Origin of the sequence: Streptomyces sp. TP-A0874, from assembly GCF_001748085.1 — a bacterium.
GTDB lineage: Bacteria > Actinomycetota > Actinomycetes > Streptomycetales > Streptomycetaceae > Streptomyces.
Map to the genome: position 1 here is coordinate 618,690 of NZ_BBZK01000004.1, position 19,125 is coordinate 637,814.

Consider the following 19,125-nt stretch of genomic DNA (forward strand, 5'->3'; position numbering starts at 1 on the left):
CACCCCCGGCCGCGCAGCGGTGCCGGTTCGCGAGACCTGGCCGAAGCTGAGGGCAGTGCCGTCAGCTTCCGCCGGGGCCCGCTCCGGCGAGGGTGGCGACCAGCACCGCCTTGATGGTGTGCATCCGGTTCTCGGCCTCGTCGAAGACGACGGAGTGGTCCGACTCGAAGACCTCGTCGGTCACCTCGAGCGAGGTCAGACCGTACCGGGCGTGGATCTCCCGTCCGATCTCGGTGCCGAGGTCGTGGAAGGCCGGCAGGCAGTGCAGGAACTTCACCCCGGGGCGGCCGGTGGCCCGCAGCACGTCCATCGTCACGGCGTAGGGCGCCAGCAGTTCGATGCGCTCGCCCCACACGTCGACCGGCTCCCCCATCGACACCCAGACGTCGGTGGCGACGAAGTCCGCGCCGCGCACCCCTTCGATGACGTCCTCGGTGAGGGTGACCACGGCCCCGCTGGCGGCGGCCAGCCGCTGCGCCTCGGTGACGACGTCCTCGGCCGGCCACAGGGTACGCGGGGCGACGATCCGCACGTCCATGCCGAGCAGGGCGCCGGTGACCAGGTAGGAGTTGCCCATGTTGGACCGGGCGTCCCCCAGGTAGGCGAAGCTGGTCGCCTTGAGCGGCCGCTCACTGTGCTCGGTCATGGTCAGCATGTCGGCGAGCATCTGGGTGGGGTGCCACTCGTCGGTGAGCCCGTTGAAGACCGGAACGCCCGCGTGCGCGGCCAGCTCCTCGACGACGGACTGGCCGTGGCCGCGGTACTGGATGCCGTCGAACATCCGGCCGAGCACCCGGGCGGTGTCCTTGACCGACTCCTTGTGGCCGATCTGCGAACCGCCGGGGTCGAGGTAGGTCGTGCGGGCGCCCTGGTCAGCGGCCGCCACCTCGAAGGCGCAGCGGGTACGGGTGGAGGTCTTCTCGAAGACCAGGGCGATGTTCCGGCCGACGAGTCGCTGGACCTCGGTCCCCGACCGTTTCGCGGCCTTCAGCTCCGCCGCCAGATCGAGGAGGTGACGGAACTCCTCGGCGGAGAGATCAAGCTCCTTGAGGAAGTGGCGGCCGGTGAGGTCTGTCGCCATGGTGGGCTCCTCGATCGGGACTTCGACGAACGGAGATGAGAGCATATACGAACTACCGTATCGATATGCAGTTGTGGTTCTGCTCCCGCCTCCGCCCGCCGCCGCCCCGCCCGGCGAGCGCGGCCACCGACACACTCTCCACTCGGGGCGACGCCGCCACGCCTGCCGTCGCCAAGGGCGGTCCCGCAATCCCCGGCGGGGCGCACGCCGACAGCTACGGCACTCCGCCTGCCACCGCTGGGAGGCACCCCGGCACCTGACGCCGAGCGCCGATCCACCAGGGTTTCGGGGCGGCCTTAGGCGGCCTCTCGCTCGAAGGGGCAGGTCATACAGCGCGGTCCGCCCCTGCCGCGGCCCAGTTCGCTGCCCGGGATGTCGATCACCTCGATCCCGTTCCTGCGCAGATACGTGTTCGTGGTGACGTTCCGCTCGTAGGCCACCACCACACCGGGTTCCACCGCCAGCATGTTGCAACCGTCGTCCCACTGCTCACGCTCGGCGGAGTGCACGTCCTGGGTGGCGGTGAGCACCCTGATGGAGTCCAGCCCGAGCGCGGCGGCGATGGCCCGGTGCATGTGCTCCGGCGGGTGGTCGGTGACCTTCAGGTCGTTGTCGCCCGAGCCGGGTTGGATGGTGTAGGAGCGCAACATGCCGAGACCGGCGTACTGGGTGAAGGCGTCCCGGTCGATCATCGTCATGACCGTGTCGAGGTGCATCAGGGCCCGCCGTTTCGGCATGTCCAGCGCCACGATGGTGTGCGCCGACCCCGCCGCGAAGAGCCCTCTGGCCAGCATCTCCACCGCCTGCGGGGTGGTCCGCTCACTCATCCCGATCAGCACCGCGCCACCGCCGATGACCAGTACGTCTCCGCCCTCGATGGTGGAGGGATAGTCTTCCTGCCCCTCCGACCAGACGTGGAAGCCGCCGGCCTCCTCCCCTCGGAAGAGCGGATGGTGCCGGTAGATCGCCTCGAAGTGGACGGTCTCCCGCTGGCGGGCGGGCCACCGCATGGCGTTGATCGAGACGCCGTCGTAGATCCAGGCGGAGGTGTCCCGGGTGAAGAGGTGGTTGGGCAGCGGGGCGAGCAGGAAGTCGTCCGGCGCCATGACGTGGAAACGAACCGAGGTCGGCTCGGCGTGGCGCTGGAGGTACTCCCGCTTGGTCACCCCGCCGACCAGCGCCTCCACCAACTCCGGCGTGGGCAGCGCGTCGAAGACCGCCCGCAGGTCATCCGTGGCGAGCGGGCCGTACTCCTTCTCGTCGAAGACCCGGTCAAGCACCAGGGCACGGGCCCTGGGAACCTCCAGGGTCTCGGTCAGCAGATCTGCGAAGAGATGCACCTCCACACCGCGGTCCCGGAGCACGTCGGCGAAGCCGTCGTGCTCCTGGCGGGCGCGCCGTACCCACAGCAGGTCGTCGAAGAGCAGCGCGTCCTTGTTGCTGGGCGTGAGCCGTTTCAGCTCCAGGTCCGGACGGTGCAGGATGACGCGGCGGAGCCGCCCGACCTCGGAGTCCACATGGAAAACCATGATTCCATCCTGACCGAGGAGGCCGACTCGCGCGGCCTACCGAGCGTTTTCCCCCTTAGTGTCCGGCCGGACGAGCCAGGCGAGTTCGGTGATATCGCCCGGTCCCACCCGGCAGCAGCCACCGACCAGCCGGGCCCCGGCGTCCTGCCAGCGGTGCACCCGCTCCGGATCGAAGGTCCGGTGGCCGCTCCACCGGGCCGCCGCCGTGTCCCAGGACTCGCCGCTGTTGGGGTAGACGACCACCGGCTTCCCGCTCTCCGCCGCAAGGGGTACGGCGCGGCTCGCCTCAGCGGGGGTGCAGCAGTTCACTCCGACAGCGATCACCTGTTCCTCCTCGGCGGCGAGGGCGAAGGCCTCCCCCAGTGGCTGGCCGGCTCGGGTCCGGCCGCCATCGACGGTGTAGGAGAGCCAGACCGGGACGCCGGTGCCCTCCGCGGCGCGCAGCAGCGCCTCGGCCTCGTCGATGTCCGGCACGGTCTCCAACGCCAGGACGTCGGGGGCGGCCGAGGCCAGGCTCTCGATCCGCGGACGGTGGAACCGCTCAAGCTCGGCCACCGACAGCCCGTACCGCCCCCGGTACTCACTGCCGTCGGCGAGCATCGCCCCGTAGGGGCCGACGGAGGCCGCGACCCAGACCTCCGGCTGCCCCCGCTGAGCGCCATGTCCGCTGCGGGTCGACTCTCCGGGCCGGCCGCGGCGGGCGGAGGCCGCACGTCGGGCCAGCTCGACGCTGCGGCGCAGCAGCCGCGAGGTGTCGGCGGCCGGTAGGCCGCGGTGCGCGAAGCCCTGGTAGCTGGCCTGGTAGCTGGCCGTGATGAGGACCTGTGCCCCCGCCCGTACGTACGCCGTGTGGGCGGCCTCGATCTGCCGGGGGTCGTCGGCCAGCAGCCGAGCCGACCAGAGGGCGCCGGAGAGGTCGCAGCCCTGGTCGACCAGCTGGTTGGACAACCCTCCGTCGAGGATGACCGTGCCCTCGGCCAATCCGGCGGCCAGGCTCTGGTCAGGCCCGGCGGCGAGCCTCCGGTCGGGCAGGTGCATGGCGGGCTCCTGTGCGGTCGCGGCCCCGCTGGTGGGGCCTTCCGTCCGGTGATGAGAGGGCGGCTCGGGGCGGGGCGGGCGATCGGAGCATGGGCGTCCGTGTGTGGCGGTTCGCTCGGCTCCTCCGGCCGGCCCGAATCCGCCTCGCGCCCCCGCCCCCGTCGCCCCACCCGCACGGCCTGCCCGACGGCTTGCTCTCATTACCCTCAGGCGAGTTGGGGCATCACCTCGGAGGCGATCAGCTCCAGGTGGTCGAGATCGTGCAGATCGAGCACCTGAAGGTAGATCCGGGAGGAGCCGATGGCGGAGTAGCGACCGATCTTCTCGACGACCTCTGCCGGCGATCCGGCGAGTCCGTTCTCCTTGAGCTCTTCCACCTCCCTACCGATGGCCGCGGCTCGGCGGGCGACCTCGGCGTCCCCCTTCCCCGCACAGACGACGAGAGCGTTGGAGTACACCAGGTCGTCGGACTTCCGCCCCTCGGCCTCTGCCGCCGCCCGGACCCTCTCGAACTGCCGCTCGCTGTCCGTGAGACCAGCGAAGGGGATGTTGAACTCGTCGGCGTACCGGGCCGCCAGCCGAGGGGTGCGGCTGGCGCCGAGGCCACCGACCAGCACCGGCACCTTGCTCTGCGCTGGCTTGGGCAGCGCGGGTGAGTTCTCCAGTTGGTAGTACTCACCGTCATGGCAGTAGGTGTGGCCCGGCTCTGTGGCCCACAGCCCGGTGACGATCGCCAACTGCTCCTCAAGACGGTCCATCCGCTCCTTGGGAAAGGGAATGCCGTACGCCCGGTGCTCCTCCTCGAACCAGCCGGCTCCCAGGCCGAACTCCACCCGGCCTCCCGACATGTGGTCCACCTGGGCCACCTGGATCGCGAGCGGTCCCGGGTGCCGGAACGTGCCGGCGGTCATCAGCGTGCCGAGTCGGATGCGCTCGGTCTCCCGGGCGAGCCCGGCAAGGGTGATCCACGCGTCGGTCGGCCCCGGGGAGCCGTCTCCGTCGCCTATGCGCAGATAGTGGTCGGAGCGGAAGAAGGCGCTGAAACCCAGCTCCTCGGCCGTCCTGGCGATGGTGAGGAGGGTGTCGTAGCTCGCCCCCTGCTGGGGTTCGGTGAAGATGCGCAGGTCCATGCCCCCATCCTCTCTCTTTGGGCAGCCGCACCACGCACGCCGGCCGTCGGAAACGTCACGGCGGCCCGGCCACCGGATCCGCCAGCGGGTCGCCCCGCATCCGCTCCCTGACCGTCAGCCGCCGCAGTAGCCCGTGGATGCGGTCGCCGGCCTCGTCGGCAGCGTCGATGGCCTCGATGCACTGCCAGTAGAGCCACTCCTCGTGCGCGTCACAGGCCACTGCCACCAGCGCCATCCCGACCTCGTCGAGGAGTTCCCCGAGGTCCAGTAGCGCCTGCCGGGCTTCCGCGAGCTCCGATAGCCGTGTCGCGCGTATCCCTCCGGTGCGGAGGATGGTGTCGGGCAGGGCTCCGGCCGCCCAGCCGCCGGTCTCGATGAGGCCGCGAGCCTCCGCCCGCAGTTCCAACGGTCCGTGTACGGCGATGTGCTGCCCGATGGCCTCCGCAAGCGCCTGGGCCTGCCATGCCTCCCCGAGGATCTCCAGAGGATCCGTCACGGCGCCCAGCGCCTCTCGTGTGGTTTCGATCAGCCTTGCCGCGTCCATCGCTTCAGCACCCCTCATCCGTTACCAAACCACTACCCAGAGTGATGCACGGATGCCCGTAAGGCCAGAGGTGTTCCGAAATCTGTGGACAGAACCGCAGTTGTTGACAACTCCATCACTACTTAGAGTGAGGTCAGAGCTGTTCGACTCCGCTCGATGAGCTATCAAGCGGGAAGCGGCGCTCGTTCCGCTCGATCTTCTCCGCCAGCGCCGACAGCGGATCGACCCCCAACACGCTGCAGAACTGGAGGAGGTAGGCCAGCACGTCGGCCACCTCGTCCCGCACCCGTGCCGCACCGCCCGGGTCCGCCATGACCCCCGCCGACTGCTCGGGCGTGAGCCACTGGAAGATCTCCGTCAGCTCGGCGGCCTCGACGCTCAGCGCCGAGGCCAGGTTCTTGGGCGTGTGGTACCGCTGCCAGTTCCGCGCCGCGGCGAACGCCGCCAGTCGCGACTGGAGTTCGGAGAGGTCCGGGGGTCGTTGCGAGTCGGTCACGCACCAGGTCTACCACCGGGGCCGGTCAACCACCCGCCCGTCAACCGTCGGTGGCGGCTGCGGGCCGGCTCTGCTCCACTTCGGTGCCCGCGGGACTGAGCAGGAACACATTGGATTCGACCCGGTGCATTCCGGCGCTGAGCCCGAAGACGACCCCGCTGGAGAAGTCCAGGACCCGCTTGGCGGTGTCCGGCTCGGCGGCGGTGAGATCCAGCAGGACGGGCACCCCTGCGATGATGTTCTCCGCGACTTGGCGGGCGTCGGAGAAGATCTGCACCCGGATCACCACGAACTGCCGTAAGTCCTGCTCGCGTTGGCCAGCGGTAGCCTCCTGCTCCGCCCATGCTCCCCAGTCGCGCTCACCGCGCAGCGGCACTACCTGAGCGAGCCCCTCCCACTGTTCGTCGGTGGCGTCGTGGTGGCCGTTCACCGGTCCTCCTCGTCCCCGACCACGTCGGCGAGCGCGTTGCGTGTCCACATTTGGCAACACTAGTGGCCATCCGGCGCGGATTCGCTTCCGCCTCAGGGAGCCTGCCCCGACTCTCCCACAACTGCACCTCCCCGGCGGTAGTCGAACTCCGCCCACACCGTCTTCCCGGGCCCGACCCGTCTGCGTACGTCCCAGCGGTCGGCGAGGGCGTCGACCAGCACCAGTCCGCGCCCGCACTCCGCGTCCGCGTCGCGGCCGGCGACCCTCGGCCGACCCGGATGGGGGTCGGAGACCTCGACCCGCAGAACACCCCGCTCCGTGTCGCAGACGAGCCGTAGCGAGAAGTCACGCCCCCGGAACCCGGCCACGCAACACGGCGTTGGCACACAGCTCCGCGACGGTGAGCGTGACCGCCTCGCAGAGGCGCGTCCCGGGGGGGGGCAGGCCCCATTCGATGAGTTGCCGGGCTGCGAGCAGCCGGGCGAGTCGGGCGCCACGCCTGGTGGCGGAGAACCGCTGGGCGAAGGTGCGGGCACTGGTGGGCACTTGGAGATACGGAGCTGACATGCGCCCAGCCTCCCGGCGCCCGAGCCGCTCCGGCAGGCACGACACCGATACCGATACCGATCAGGCTGTATCAGCTCACCCACTGGACCGGGTCGGTCACGGTACGTGAGGATCGCGGTAACTCGGCCCGGGCACAGCGGGACCGGCGGACGATGACGCCCCTCACCGGTCGCACAGCGGACCAGCGGCGGGCGGGAAAGGCGGTCAGCGATGGCGGTGGAGGGCATCAGCAGGGCGACGGGGGCCGGCAACGAGTCGGATACCTCTGACTCACTCAAGACCTTCGGCGCCGCGCTGAAGGCATTACGTGACGAGGCGCGCCTGACGCAGGAGCAGTTCGCCCCCAGGGTCCGGTACTCGACCGCCCACATCGCCAAGATCGAGCAGGGCAAACGCTTCCCGCCGCGGGACCTGCTGGACCGCTCCGAGGAGGTGCTCGGCCCGACGGCGGCTCGGGTGCTCGCCGCGGCGGCGCGGAGTCTGACCCGGAAGGTGGGGCTCGCCTCCTGGTTCCAGCAGTGGGCGGGCATCGAGGAGGACGGAGGCGCTCTACTCGTATGAGTCGAGCGTCGTTCCCGGGCTGCTGCAACCGGAACCGTACATGCGGGGGCTCTTCGAGCGGCGGCTTCCACCGCTCACCGAAGAGCACTTCGAACGCCAGGTGGCGGCCCGCCTGGAGCGTCAGCGACTGCCGGCGGAACGTCCCAACAGCACCTTCTCCTTCCTGATCGAACAGGCGCTGCTGGAGCGGCGCTTCGGCAGCCGGGAGGTGACCGCGGCACTCCTCGACAACCTGCTGGAGCAGGGCCGGCGGCGCAATGTGGAGATCCAGGTGATGCGTTGCGCCAGGAGGACCACTCAGGGTTCGAGGGTCCGATGTACCCGGCGGAGACGGCAGAGCACCGTTGGGTCGGCTACGTCGAGGCCCACGACAGCAGCATGCTGATCACCGATCCGAAAACCGTCAGTGCCATGCTCCAGCGCTATGGCAGGATGCGCTCACAAGCTCTGAGCCGTCAGGACACCACGAGCCTGCTGGAGCGGATGCGAGGAGCACTATGAGCACCACGGAACCGGCCTGGTTCAAGAGCAGCTACAGCGGCGGCGGAGGCGGAAACTGCGTGGAGGTCGCTCTGCGTCCCGGGGCCGTCCTGGTCCGGGACTCCAAGGACACACGGCGGCGCCCGTTGTCGGTCTCCCCTGAGGCATGGACGGCCTTCACCACGCTCGCGGCCGACTCCGCCGTCTGAGCCCGGCCGCCAGCCGGGCTCCGGACCTCCGCCCCTCGGCGACCGGCCCGATGCTGTTCGAGGTGCGCCCGAAGTGGCCGTCAGCCCTGAAACCGCAGCGCGCAGGTCTGGCCCACCCGGCAGGACAGGCATCGGGCGCTCAACGGGCGCCTGGAGCTCGCCCTCCAAGCCTTCCGTATCACCTGCCGAGGGGCGGTGATGGCCCGCTCGTGACAATCGACTTGCTTCGTCGAACGGCTGTGCCATGGGTCCGGTCCTGACAGCGACGCGGCGGTGGATACGCTGATGCCCAGAACCCCACCGGGCAGACATAGCTGGTGGAAGCCATAGGCATCGAGCAAACGGGGAAAACGTGCGCGTAAGTCGAGGAACCATAGGCGTGGTCGGGGCGGGAGTGCTGATGGCGCTCATCGCCGGATGTGGTGGTGAGACGAAGACCGGGGACGACAAGGGGACGGACGGCAAGGCCGACTCCGGGTCGACCGCGGCACCCGTCACGGTGCAGACCACCTCCCACGAGGTGACCTTCACCGACACACAGAAGAAGGAGCACCAACTCGCCGTCGCACCGAAGAGCCTGCTGCGAGGGTCCGCAGCCGACCTGAAGAACACCCGGCTCAGCGACAACCTCAAGGGCACCGTGCCCTACTACCTCACCGTCTCCTTCACCAACTCCGGCGAGACCGCACTCGACGAGCCCGACCTCGAAAGCAAACTCTCCGTGGTGGGGGCGGACGGACACGCGGCCAAGGGCATTATGTTCATGGGCGCCGCGAGCCTCCCCAAGCAGTGCGAGAAGGGGAACCCGGAGGAGATTCCCGCCGGGAAGGCGGTGACGGTCTGCAAGTTGATCATGCTGGACAAGAAGCAGGAGCCGACGACCATCGCCTACACCGATGACGGCAGCGCCACCACACTCTGGGCGGTCGGTGACGGCAAGGGGAACTCTGACATGCTGGCGCTCGGCGATCCCTCAGATGCCGTGACCGAGGACTCCAAGAAGAACGCCGTGCCGGTGAAGATCACCCCCAAGAGCGTCCGCGCGGGGAAGATGGACGACCTGAGCCGGTACAACATCAGCTCCAAGGACAAGAAGGTCGTCCCTTACTACGTGACGATCGAATACCAGAACAACGGCGAGCACGACTTGTACCCCTCACTCCAGGACACCTTGACGGTCCGGAGCGCTGCCGGGCAGTTGGTGCAGAAGCTGATCCTCATCGACATCGGCGGACCGGGCCTCTCCCAGTGCCCGAAGCGCACTCCTGACGGAATGGTCAAGCCGGGCGCCACGGTCACCGAATGCTCGGTCCACCTGGTCACCGAGGGGGACCGCCCCACCGCCCTTTCCTGGAAGGGGAAGGCCGAGGAGGACGAGAAGGCGGTCATCTGGCAGGTGCCGGCGGAAGCCGCCAAGGGGTAGCCGCCCCTCGTAGCGGCCCACCAACGACCTGAGCGGTGGCGAAGCTCCGCCCCTGGGAGCGACTCCCGTAGTCGACTCCATCGGACGGAGCTTCGTCGTCTCGGCCGGTGGGCAGCCAGGCCGACAGCGCTCCAACAACACGAGCCGGCGGCGGCGTTGCTAGTCGTTGATCCTGGACAGATCTGCTGGCGGCAACTGGACCGCCGGCAGAAGGCCAGCGTCTTCGACAGCTGCACCGGCTCCTGTTGGCCGAACTGAACGCGGTGGGCGAACTGGAGTGGTCGCGACCCACATCTGGGGAAAAAGTACCCCTATGTCCTTCGTCAAGCCCTGGTTGGTCGGGGCCCGTAGAAGGTGACGTCGCGGAGCATGGCAAAGATCACGTCGATGCGTCGGCGGGCGAGGGCGATCAGCGCTGCGACATGGTGTTTGCCCTCGCGGCGTTTCCTGTCGTAGTAGGTCCGTGATTCCTGCCGCGAGAGCGAGGCGAACGCGGCGAGGTAGAAAGCCCGTTTGGCTGCTTGTTACCTCGCCGGGCAGGATGTTCGCTGCGGATGGAGGAGCCGGAGCGCGCGGGACCGGAGCCAGGCCTGCAGGCGGCCAGGTGTCCGGCGGACGCGAAGGCGCTGCCGTCGCCGACGTCGACGAGGATTCGGGCGGCGGTCCTGACCACCCCGATGCGGGGCATCGAGATCAGGACCGGGGAAAGAGGGTGGGCTCCCAGCAGTTCCTCGATCGGGCCGCGAGGAATCTGCGATGGTCCAGTACGGAGCCAAGGACGGGGCAGCAAACACCACTTGATTGCGACGGACACTGCACCCCGCTCAAGGTCATCACCACCGCAGCCAACGTCAACGACGTCACCCCAACTCAACGGCATGGGCAAGCTCCGGTACGTCGTCGAGCAGGCCTTCGCCCTGCTTCCACCTTCAAGCGCCTCGCCGTCCGCTGGAAACGCCGCACCGAACTTCCACGACGCCTTCATCTCCCTGGCCTGCGGCCTCATCTGCCGGAGACGCCTCAAGAAGTCCGAACCATGACCGCGTTACGAGCTCTACTCAAATATCCAGATCGGCTATGGGGAGAGCAAGGGGCAAGGATTGCCGCAGCATTCTTCCAGCAGAGCGCGGAGCCCGGCGTCTCGAAAGGCAGAGAATCACAAATGATCAAGGATCGGGGATCAAAATTTCGGGAGACGGACTCTTCACCGATCCGTCAATCTGGCATCCGGTGACCCTCTGAGCCCGAAAGAGCATCCACGATGCCATATACGCCAGGTTTTGCCGAATGCTGTCTTCGTTCACAGAGGCACCTGGTCCGACCCGTACCCGCACATCATGATACGGATGTTCTATACCATTCATATAACTAGCTCCTTCTTTGCTGGTCCGGCAGGGCTGATAGATGGCCGCTGCCTCTTTCCATGCAAGCCCTACAGCTCCATAGTCAAATGACTTGGCAGTTTCAAGTTCGAGCCCCTCGTCATAGGCGACCCGACTCCGCCATGATGCTTCTTCCCCATCCACCGTGTTAAGGGTAATTCGCAAGACCGTCTTGCCATTGGCGCTGACGTAGCACGATGCCTGATAACCCCGTTCGCGAGAGCGCCGGTCAACCCAGACCGAGGTAGCAGTGCCACGAGCCGGGAGAAGCTCCCTAACGGGGCCCTCTTCCATCCCCGTGCTCCCGAAATCGCCGCATATTTGATTCGGCTTGACATTAATTGGCCTGAAGAACAACCGGTCGAGAGAAATCGACGCCACAACAGTAGAAACGAGAATCAATGCTATGCACATATTGCGCCAGCGGACGAAACTTTTCACTTTCGACATCAACAGCCCTGAATATCTTGTGAATTCTTATTGGTGCGACAGAAAAGCAGCCATAATATTTCCCGGCTTCACATCCGCAAGTTCATTCAATCTGCCAGCCATTTCCCGAAAGGGCATCCCGGGACGTGTGGGGCCCTGTGAACTCCGGTACGTCGTAGAGCAGACCGCCGTCCAACTCCACCAGCCAAGTAACAGGCCGCTCCAGACGGGTACGACGGGCCCAACCTCTCCGAGCCCCTCTAATCATGGAACTCAATCGCGCCCGGCGGCTTCAGAACCCCTTCCTTCTGGCATCCGGAAGGAGCTTGGGCCAGAAACAGCATGCGGGAGGCCAGGAATACCAAATCCTCCCGAAACCTGTCGTCTTTCACAGAAACATCTGGTCCAAGCGCCGCTCGCACGTATTGATAGGGGCTATCCACCCGTCTATCGCTACCGTAACCCTCTTCTTGCGTACGACAAGGCTGGTAGATGGCCGCCGTATCTTTCCATGAGAGCCCTACTGCCCCGTAATCAAATGGTTTGGCGACCTTCAGATCAAGTCCGTCAAGATGTCTTAGCTGCCCCCGCCAAAAAGATTCCGAACCATCGAAGGCACTAACTGTAATCGACAAGACATGCTCACCATCCACACCGATGTGACACGAGGCCGCGTAACCATTCCTCCCCGGCCGCTCAGCCCATTCCGACGTGACGATCCCGCCGACAGGGAGAAGTCTGTTAACGGGACCACTATCTTCACTTGGAAGCAGATTCCCATCGCACACTTCACGCGAATCCATCCTGACTGGCGTCCTGAAGAACATCCGGTCAACAACGATCGACGCTGCAGCAACAAGGACGAGTGTGAACGCAACACAAAGGTTCCGCCTGCGGGCAGATATTTTCGCTTTCGACATTTCAAATCCTGGGTCGGGTTACGATTTTCTTTTATTACCCAGCAGGACCGCGGCACGGCCTTGGCCTTCTTCGACTCCGTCACGGACCATGCTTTCCCGGGCCGCTTTGGATAGCCCTGAAGGGTTCTCTCGGTCCGCCAGAGCCGCAGACTTCAGCGTGGCGGCTGTCGTGGAGTCCGAGTTATCGTCAATATCTGATTCGGCTTTATAAATATCCATCTCCGACACTTCCCGTGAAAGCCCCCCTACAACCGCATCGATAGCCTTACCACCGACATTATTTGCCAAGGCGGCGGCCACAGCTCCAGCAACTGGCGAAGAGATGCTACTTGTCCCCAATCCGACACCTATGCCGAAAACCTGTTTTGCCCATTCACCCCCCTCCTTCAGCGCTCCATTGAATTCCGTATTCTTCACTTCCTTATCTCCCACAACTGCATCGAAGCGAGCTTGATCAACAATTCCCTCGACGGTCGCTCCATATTTCGTGACATCCTCAAGAGCAACCCCCACATCGCCATCATCCGAATATGCATCAGGGTGAGAGAAATGATAGTTAATCATGTCGCCAGTGTAGGATGTTTGGCCGAAGGTAATCGCGGCATACCCGTCCGGGTCCCTCCCCACTGCATAGAGAAATCGCGTTGTGTCTCCGATGTCCAGCTGCGCCCGCTCCCCCATGGGCGGATATAGATCTTCCAGAGTTTCGCCACCCTTAGGTCCACCAGCTATGGCGTAGTTAAGGTCCGCCATATACTCAGCACTCATCTTGCCGAACGTTTCGTGCATCCCCGGGTGAATCTCGATCTTGTCGCCCGGGTAGGCGATACCATGGACCAGCTTCTCCATGATTTTTGCCTGCTCGGCAGTATGCGCTGGGATTCTGCTGGGCGGCGGCTCGTCGTAGTTGTGACCAGTCGTCGCGGACATGAGGGCGTGGCTGAGCGAACGGTGCCCGGCGCCCTCCTTGGCATCGCTGTACGGAGGCGCGTCAGCCGGCCAATCCCGGTCGCCGAGTAGGTAGTCGAAGTTCTTCTTGGAGCTGAAGAACTCGGTGGAGGCCTCGGGGTTGTGCCCCAGGGCTTCCATGAAGCCGGTCATCGGATCGTTCCCGCGGTCGTCCTTCGCGCCGAAGTTCAGATCGCTCTGAGATTCCCAGGTCCAAAAATGGCCAGCGTTGTGAACAGCGGAGTTCGATCGCTGCTCCAGTTTGATGAGGTTGTTCCCGTAGTCCTTGAGGAACTGCGAGTCGAACTCGCCCTGACGCATGAGGTTGCTCATGACCTGGGCACCGTAAGGACTGTCGTTCTGCGGGCAGTCGATCCGCTCGTTCGACAGCTTGATGACGTCCTTCTTCCAGGCCTGCATCTCTCTGCTGTCGGAGTGTGTGGCTGTCCCCAGGACCTCGCTCAGGTTCTTCTGGAGCGCCTTGAGTTCCTTGACCCGGTCCTCGTCCGGTTTTATTGCCAGCCTGGCCCCCTTGGCCTGCCCGGTATCGGCCGCCTCTGCCCAGAACTGCAGTGTGCCGCCGGCGCCGAGTCCCACTGCGAAGCGCTCGGCGAACCACGGATTTCCGCTGTTCTTCTTGAGAAGTCTGTTGAGGGATGTCAGCTCTTTCTCCGTCAGCTCGCCTCCCTTTCCGGCAAGCTCAAGGGCTGTCTCCGCGTCCTCCAACGCCTGCGCGTCCTTGATCCCGCCCATACTGTTCTGGGTGAAGTCGTGCGGGTTGTCGCCGACGATGGCGTTGAGTGCCTCCGCTACGAGTTCGTCGTCGTGGGTGGCGGCTTCGAGGACCTTCTTGATGCGGCCCGCCATGGCGGTGACGGCCTTGTCGTCGGTGTGCTGCGGTGCCAGGGCCGGGGTGTTCTGCCAGTAGTCGGCGGAGAGCGGGGCCTGGACCTTGGTGGAGCGGACGGTCCCCCGGGCGTCGATGTGCACCTGGTGCTCCGGCGCCTCTTCGATGAGGTTCTGGAGGGCCGTGCGGTGCTCGGCGAACTTCTTCTTCGCGTCCCGGAGGATGTTGCGGATGCTGGTGGCCTCCTTGAGCGCGTCGTCGAACTCCTTGACGGTCTTGCGGACGAACGGTTTGGTGACCGCCGCGTTCTCGCCCTTCCAGTCGGCCTGATCCGACTTCCGCCTCATCGCCGGAGCGTCCTCCTCCGCCAAGTGCCTGAGCCGCTTCACGGTCGCAGTCCAGTCACTGACCGCGTCATCGAGAGCACCCAGACGCACGTTGAGCACATCATCGAAACCGAGCAAGTGGAGGGCTCCTTCACAGAACGACTTGGCTCTTCATTCAAGGCAGGTACGCGCATGGGCCGCCGCCTCACCGTGTTCACGCGTGCCGGGCCGTCATGGGCAGCCGCCAGAGACCGGAGGCCGCCGGCCCCTCTCCCCCAGAAGCCGACGGCCGGGACCGCCTTACCCCTTTCGCGAAATATCCGAGCACTGCGTGAGTGCACAGCCACTCACGGTATCACCGTGGCCTGAGGTCGAACTCCCGCTCCCTACAGCGTTGTTGACTGCTCGGGAGACGACCGGGCCGGTCGCCGCACAGCCCGGCCGCCGGTGATCCTGACGGAGGACGGGATCGGCGAGTGCTGGGGAAGGTGCGCGAGGCGGTCCCGGGGAATGCCCCCTGTCGACACCGCTGCCTCGAGTCAGCACCGGAGGCGTTCGACCGGGGTCAGGAGTTCGCTGGCTCCCGGTGACCACCCTCGCCGGGCTTCTCCTGGGCCCCGGGGACGTGAGCCATGACGGCTGCCAGTGCGATCAGCAGCGCGAGCCCCGCGAGCATGCCGTACAGCGGAGCGCCTGGACGGGCGATACCCGAAGTGATGAGCAGGGTGGTCGCGGCGGCCGGGGGATGATGTGCCTTCAGAAGGGTCAGCAGCAGGAGCGTAACGCCGACCGAGAGGGCCTGAGCCCCGATTTGCGGGAGGGTGTCGTGGTGCGTCTCCGCGATCGAGGGGTTGTCCCAGAGTCCGAAGATCGCCAGGCAGGCCAGTCCGCTCCCGGTCGCAGCCGCGTGTCCGAGCAGTGAGCTGCGCAGCCGCGACGCCTCCTGCCCCGGGTGTACGAGCAGCAGGTAGGCCGTCGGGCCGAGCGTGGTGGTCAGCCACACTCCTCCGGCGGCATGGCCGACCAGACCCACCGCGGTGAGGGTCACGGCAGCCAGTACCAGTAGCCGGATCCCTGCCACCCATGCCGGCCGAGTGCGCGGTCTCATCGCCGCCGCACCGCCTCGGTTCGGGCTTCGGGGTCAGGTCCGGTCGTCCCGTCACGGTTCGGTCCGGTCACATCTTCTCCTTCCAACCGACCCGGATCAGCCAGAGGTTCACCGGCATGGCGGTGAAGAACCCGAGGATCATGGCGAGCTGCATCATCATCCAGTAGCTGGCGGTGGTCTTCGGCAGGCCCGGGGAGAAGAGCACTTCCTGGTAGATCCACATGCCGAGGAAAAGGCCCAGCTGGAAGGCGAGGATGGACAGGGTGTCAACCTTGATCGCCGTCCAGATCGCCTTGACCTTGCCGACCTCCCGTATCGGAGTGATTGCGAAGTACTGGAAAGCGATACCCAGCAGCCAGGCGAAGGCGAAGGCCAGTGGGAAGTCCGCGTAGAGGCCCTTGCCCGCGACCGCCAGGGCGAACGAGTACACCAGCCACTCGGCGCCGATGTCGCCGAGGGTGCAACCCGCTCCGCAGTGACTGACCGCTTTCGACAGCACGCTCCAGGCGGGCAGCCGCTCGGAGTCGGGCAGGGCGTGCCGTTCGACCAGTGGCTTGGAGGTGCGCCGGCCGTGGCGGAAGTAGAACCAGACGGTGACCGGCCCCCAGTAGAGGGCCGTGACCGGATACACCAGGTTCATGATCCACATTTTCTGGCGGTGACCGAGCGCGTAGATGTCGATCAGGATGGCCAGTGCGCTGGCGAAGGCCACGGACAGGCTGAGCCAGCCGATCGCCTCGATCCAGCCGGCCGGGTGCGAGTGGGGCTCCATGACCACCTACTGTGGTGTCTAGACCAGAAAAAACCTTATGCGGCATTCCGCGGAGGTGGTCACGGCGCGAAGGGATCCCATCATCTGAGGGAGTGCCCCGTCATCTCTGATGGATCAGCGCACGGCGTCGCATCGGGGCACCTCAAACTGAGGGAGAGCCAGCCACGGGGTACGCCTCCGGATGCTCCGGCAACGCGGCCAGGCCGTAGCCCTCGCCGTAGCCGTCGCCGGGCAGAAGCGTTGCTGAGGTTCCAGACGGACGCAGCACGCCGACCGGTGGCGATCACCGAGCTGCCCAGCTCGGTGATCGCCCCGGCCTGCCCTCACCTGTCGGCTGGCCACGGAACCTGGGAAGGGCCGCCCACCCTCAGGCCTGGGCCGGGAAACGGTCCCAGACCCGGTGGTAGCCGAGCAGATCGACGATCTCTCCGAGCACCGCCATGCCGTCGTCACCGATGACGACTCCGGGCGCGTCGGTGGGGATCCCCGCACTCTCGAACACCGGCCGGGCGACGCCCAGGGCGCCCAGTGGCTTGGCGTGGCGGTAGGCCTCGGTGATCATGAGCAGCAGGCGCGGGTCGACGGGCGCGCCGACCCCGCTCCACGCCTTGGCGTCCCGGGTCGCGAAGGCGTCCTTGCCCGGCGCCGGCGTGCCGGCCAGCAACAGGGCGTCCACTTCGGTCGACCGACCGGTGGCGAAGCTCCGCTGCACGGTGACGGGCTCACCGGCGGCCGCGCTGAGCTTGCCGCCCCGCGGAGCGATGACGAACGGGACCATGTCCCTCTCGAGAACCGCTCCCCGGAGGGCGCGGACCGTCTCCAGGTCGCTGTCCTCGTCCGCGACGATGCCGACGATGCGGCCCTTGACCGGCCACTCGCGACCCACCTGCGAGAGGGCGGGGCTGGGTTGGACGGAGGGGAGCTCGCGCGTCGCCTTGGGGGCGGGCAGGCCGAGACCTTCCGCGACCTGCTCGCACAGGTAGGTGTCGATTTCTGCGAGCGCTCGCAGCGCGCGTTCCTTGACGGCGTCCTCGTAGCACCTGCCGAGTTCGAAGGTGAAGGCCGAGATGGTGTGCTCCCGCTCGACCGAGGTGAGGCTGAGCCAGAAGAGTCGGGGCTGGCTGAAGTGGTCCGCGAACGAGGCGGGCGCTTGACGGACCTTCTCGGCGGCCGCCACCGCCAGCGGGTACTCGACGTATCCGCCTGCCTCGCTCCCGGCGAAGAAGGGGCAACCGCCGTCCAGGGAGTTCGGCTTGTACGGGGCGCCACCGGAGTGGACGGCCGTCTGGTGCATGCCGTCCCGCAGCATGTCGTTGACGGGCGTGTGCGGACGGTTGATCGGGAGTTGAGCGAAGTTCGGTCCGCCGAGCCGCATGAGTTGGGTGTCGAGGTAGGAGAAGAGCCGCCCGGCCAACAGCGGGTCGTCGGTGATGTCGATACCGGGCACCAGGTGGCCGGCGTGGAAGGCGACCTGCTCGGTCTCGGCGAAGAAGTTGGAGGGGTTGCGGTTGAGGGTCATCAGGCCGATCGGCCGGACGGGCGCCAACTCCTCAGGCACGATCTTGGTGGGGTCCAGCAGGTCGATGCCCTCGAACATCTGCTCGGGCGTGTCGGGGAAGACCTGGATGCCCAGCTCCCACTCCGGATAGGCGCCCGCCTCGATCGCGTCGGCCAGGTCGCGGCGGTGGAAGTCGGGGTCCACACCGTTGATGATCTGCGCCTCCTCCCACACCAGGGAGTGCACACCGGCCGTCGGCTTCCAGTGGAACTTCGCAAGGGTGGTCCGCCCCTCGGCGTTGACCAGCCGGAAGGTGTGGACTCCGAAGCCCTCCATGGTCCGGTAGGAGCGCGGGATACCGCGGTCGGACATGTTCCACAGTGTGTGGTGCGTCGCCTCGGTGTGCAGGGACATGAAGTCCCAGAAGGTGTCGTGCGCGCTCTGCGCCTGCGGGATCTCACGGTCGGGGTGCGGCTTGACGGCGTGGATGACGTCGGGGAACTTGATGGCGTCCTGGATGAAGAACACCGGGATGTTGTTGCCGACCAGGTCGTACACGCCCTCCGAGGTGTAGAACTTGGTCGCGAAACCGCGGGTGTCGCGGACGGGTGTCGGACGATCCCCGCGAGCCGATCACCGGTGAGAAGCGGGTGAAGACCGGTGTCTCGGCGCCCTCTCTCAGGAAGGCCGCCTTCGTGACCTCCGCTGCCGCGCCGTAGCTCTTGAAGATGCCGTGGGCCGCGGCCCCCCGAGCGTGGACGACGCGTTCGGGGATCCGCTCCTGGTCGAAGTGCATGAGCTTCTCCCGCAGGTGGTGGTCCTGCAGGAGCACCGGGCCGCGGGGGCCCGCCTTGAGTGAGTGGTCGGAGTCGGGGAGTCGCAGCCCCTGAGCACTGGTCAGGTACGCGCCGTCCTGCGCGAGCGCCTCAGCGGGTACGCCGGTGGGGCGGCCGGTCGGTGAGTACGGCTCCGGGCCTCCCTGATCGGGCCTGGGGGGAAGCGGCCCAGCCGGCTCGGTGGGCTCCTCCACCGGAGGTGCCTGGCTGGTCGGCCGCCCGGGGATTACCTCGGCCGGGTCACTCCCGGACGTCGCCTTCTTGGTGATCTTGTCGACGGCCGCCTTGACCGGGTTGGGCTCTTCCACCATGACTCCTCGCATATCGGCTGCACGATCCGCCGGCCGCCGACCCGTACGGCGCGCCGCTACGACCCGCTGACCCACCGTTTGGGACAGCCGTCACCGGGTCCTGCTACCCGCTGCCGGGAGGACGGCAGCGGAAGCTCCGCCAGAAGGCCGAGAATTTCACCCTCGTCCATTCGAGTCAGGGGCGGTCCGCAATCGGCGACCGTGTTCCGGGCGGCCGGAAACCCTTCGGACCGGCCACAGTTGACATCAGAAGCGGTGAA

At 66.7% G+C, this 19,125-nt stretch carries 17 protein-coding genes and 3 pseudogenes; 4 read left to right on the forward strand and 16 right to left on the reverse strand.

What is annotated here, in order from left to right; all coding sequences use genetic code 11:
* Window positions 1-61 precede the first annotated feature (61 nt).
* From argF to BGP73_RS23880, 9 genes are all read right to left on the reverse strand, one after another.
* Complete coding sequence (gene argF, locus BGP73_RS06790; protein WP_069813007.1) at window positions 62-1,081, reverse strand: ornithine carbamoyltransferase; 1,020 nt, start codon at window positions 1,079-1,081, stop codon at window positions 62-64.
* Window positions 1,082-1,377: 296 nt separating this feature from the next.
* Complete coding sequence (locus BGP73_RS06795; RefSeq protein WP_069812582.1) at window positions 1,378-2,610, reverse strand: arginine deiminase; 1,233 nt, start codon at window positions 2,608-2,610, stop codon at window positions 1,378-1,380.
* Between the two features lie 36 nt (window positions 2,611-2,646).
* Window positions 2,647-3,648 carry a homocysteine S-methyltransferase gene (gene mmuM / locus BGP73_RS06800; RefSeq protein ID WP_069812584.1) on the reverse strand — a complete coding sequence of 334 codons (1,002 nt, stop codon included), beginning with the start codon at window positions 3,646-3,648 and terminating at the stop codon, window positions 2,647-2,649.
* A gap of 206 nt (window positions 3,649-3,854) precedes the next feature.
* Window positions 3,855-4,778 carry an LLM class F420-dependent oxidoreductase gene (locus BGP73_RS06805; protein ID WP_069812586.1) on the reverse strand — a complete coding sequence of 308 codons (924 nt, stop codon included), beginning with the start codon at window positions 4,776-4,778 and terminating at the stop codon, window positions 3,855-3,857.
* A 55-nt stretch (window positions 4,779-4,833) separates the two neighbouring features.
* Window positions 4,834-5,322 carry a DUF6099 family protein gene (locus BGP73_RS06810; protein ID WP_069812588.1) on the reverse strand — a complete coding sequence of 163 codons (489 nt, stop codon included), beginning with the start codon at window positions 5,320-5,322 and terminating at the stop codon, window positions 4,834-4,836.
* Window positions 5,323-5,455: 133 nt separating this feature from the next.
* The gene (locus BGP73_RS06815; RefSeq protein WP_069812590.1) at window positions 5,456-5,818 is read right to left on the reverse strand and encodes a nucleotide pyrophosphohydrolase; all 363 of its coding nucleotides are present in this window, start codon (window positions 5,816-5,818) and stop codon (window positions 5,456-5,458) included.
* Window positions 5,819-5,858: 40 nt separating this feature from the next.
* Complete coding sequence (locus BGP73_RS06820) at window positions 5,859-6,248, reverse strand: cell division protein SepF (protein WP_069812592.1); 390 nt, start codon at window positions 6,246-6,248, stop codon at window positions 5,859-5,861.
* 92 nt (window positions 6,249-6,340) lie between these two features.
* A complete protein-coding gene (locus BGP73_RS23875) occupies window positions 6,341-6,616 on the reverse strand; it encodes an ATP-binding protein (protein ID WP_374701126.1) in 276 nt (91 codons plus the stop codon).
* Complete coding sequence (locus tag BGP73_RS23880) at window positions 6,594-6,815, reverse strand: hypothetical protein (RefSeq protein WP_374701127.1); 222 nt, start codon at window positions 6,813-6,815, stop codon at window positions 6,594-6,596. The genes BGP73_RS23875 and BGP73_RS23880 overlap by 23 nt, the downstream gene beginning before the upstream one ends.
* A 210-nt stretch (window positions 6,816-7,025) precedes the next feature.
* On the opposite strand from BGP73_RS23880, the pseudogene BGP73_RS06830 reads away from it, so the two are divergent.
* The 3 genes and pseudogenes from BGP73_RS06830 (at window position 7,026) to BGP73_RS06840 (ending at window position 9,488) form a co-directional block, all read left to right on the forward strand.
* Window positions 7,026-7,877, forward strand: a pseudogene (locus BGP73_RS06830) (helix-turn-helix domain-containing protein).
* Window positions 7,874-8,065 (forward strand): DUF397 domain-containing protein, encoded by a 192-nt coding sequence (locus BGP73_RS06835; protein ID WP_069812594.1) that lies wholly within the window; start codon window positions 7,874-7,876, stop codon window positions 8,063-8,065. Before BGP73_RS06830 ends, BGP73_RS06835 begins: the two are co-directional and overlap by 4 nt.
* A 379-nt stretch (window positions 8,066-8,444) precedes the next feature.
* Window positions 8,445-9,488, forward strand: a complete 1,044-nt coding sequence (locus tag BGP73_RS06840) for a hypothetical protein (protein WP_079127261.1) — start codon at window positions 8,445-8,447, stop codon at window positions 9,486-9,488.
* A 323-nt stretch (window positions 9,489-9,811) separates the two neighbouring features.
* Here BGP73_RS06840 and BGP73_RS23460 read toward each other — a convergent pair.
* Window positions 9,812-10,224: pseudogene (locus BGP73_RS23460) on the reverse strand (transposase); the annotation flags it as partial.
* 142 nt (window positions 10,225-10,366) lie between these two features.
* On the opposite strand from BGP73_RS23460, the gene BGP73_RS22995 reads away from it, so the two are divergent.
* Window positions 10,367-10,528, forward strand: a complete 162-nt coding sequence (locus BGP73_RS22995; protein ID WP_170837759.1) for a hypothetical protein — start codon at window positions 10,367-10,369, stop codon at window positions 10,526-10,528.
* Between the two features lie 126 nt (window positions 10,529-10,654).
* Here BGP73_RS22995 and BGP73_RS22835 read toward each other — a convergent pair whose 3' ends face one another.
* The 6 genes and pseudogenes from BGP73_RS22835 to BGP73_RS06865 all read right to left on the reverse strand — a co-directional run bounded on the left by BGP73_RS22835 (window position 10,655) and on the right by BGP73_RS06865 (window position 18,865).
* Window positions 10,655-11,320: a hypothetical protein gene (locus tag BGP73_RS22835; RefSeq protein WP_139134528.1), complete on the reverse strand. Its 666-nt coding sequence runs from the start codon at window positions 11,318-11,320 to the stop codon at window positions 10,655-10,657.
* A 239-nt stretch (window positions 11,321-11,559) separates the two neighbouring features.
* Window positions 11,560-12,219, reverse strand: a complete 660-nt coding sequence (locus BGP73_RS22840) for a hypothetical protein (RefSeq protein WP_139134529.1) — start codon at window positions 12,217-12,219, stop codon at window positions 11,560-11,562.
* A gap of 18 nt (window positions 12,220-12,237) precedes the next feature.
* Entirely contained in the window at window positions 12,238-14,478 is a 2,241-nt protein-coding gene (locus BGP73_RS06850) for a DUF6571 family protein (protein ID WP_069812596.1), read from the reverse strand.
* A 427-nt stretch (window positions 14,479-14,905) separates the two neighbouring features.
* Entirely contained in the window at window positions 14,906-15,448 is a 543-nt protein-coding gene (locus BGP73_RS06855; protein WP_069812598.1) for an HPP family protein, read from the reverse strand.
* Between the two features lie 67 nt (window positions 15,449-15,515).
* Entirely contained in the window at window positions 15,516-16,220 is a 705-nt protein-coding gene (locus BGP73_RS06860) for a DUF4396 domain-containing protein (RefSeq protein WP_069812600.1), read from the reverse strand.
* Window positions 16,221-16,587: 367 nt separating this feature from the next.
* A pseudogene (locus BGP73_RS06865) lies at window positions 16,588-18,865 on the reverse strand (catalase).
* Between the last annotated feature and the right edge of the window lie 260 nt (window positions 18,866-19,125).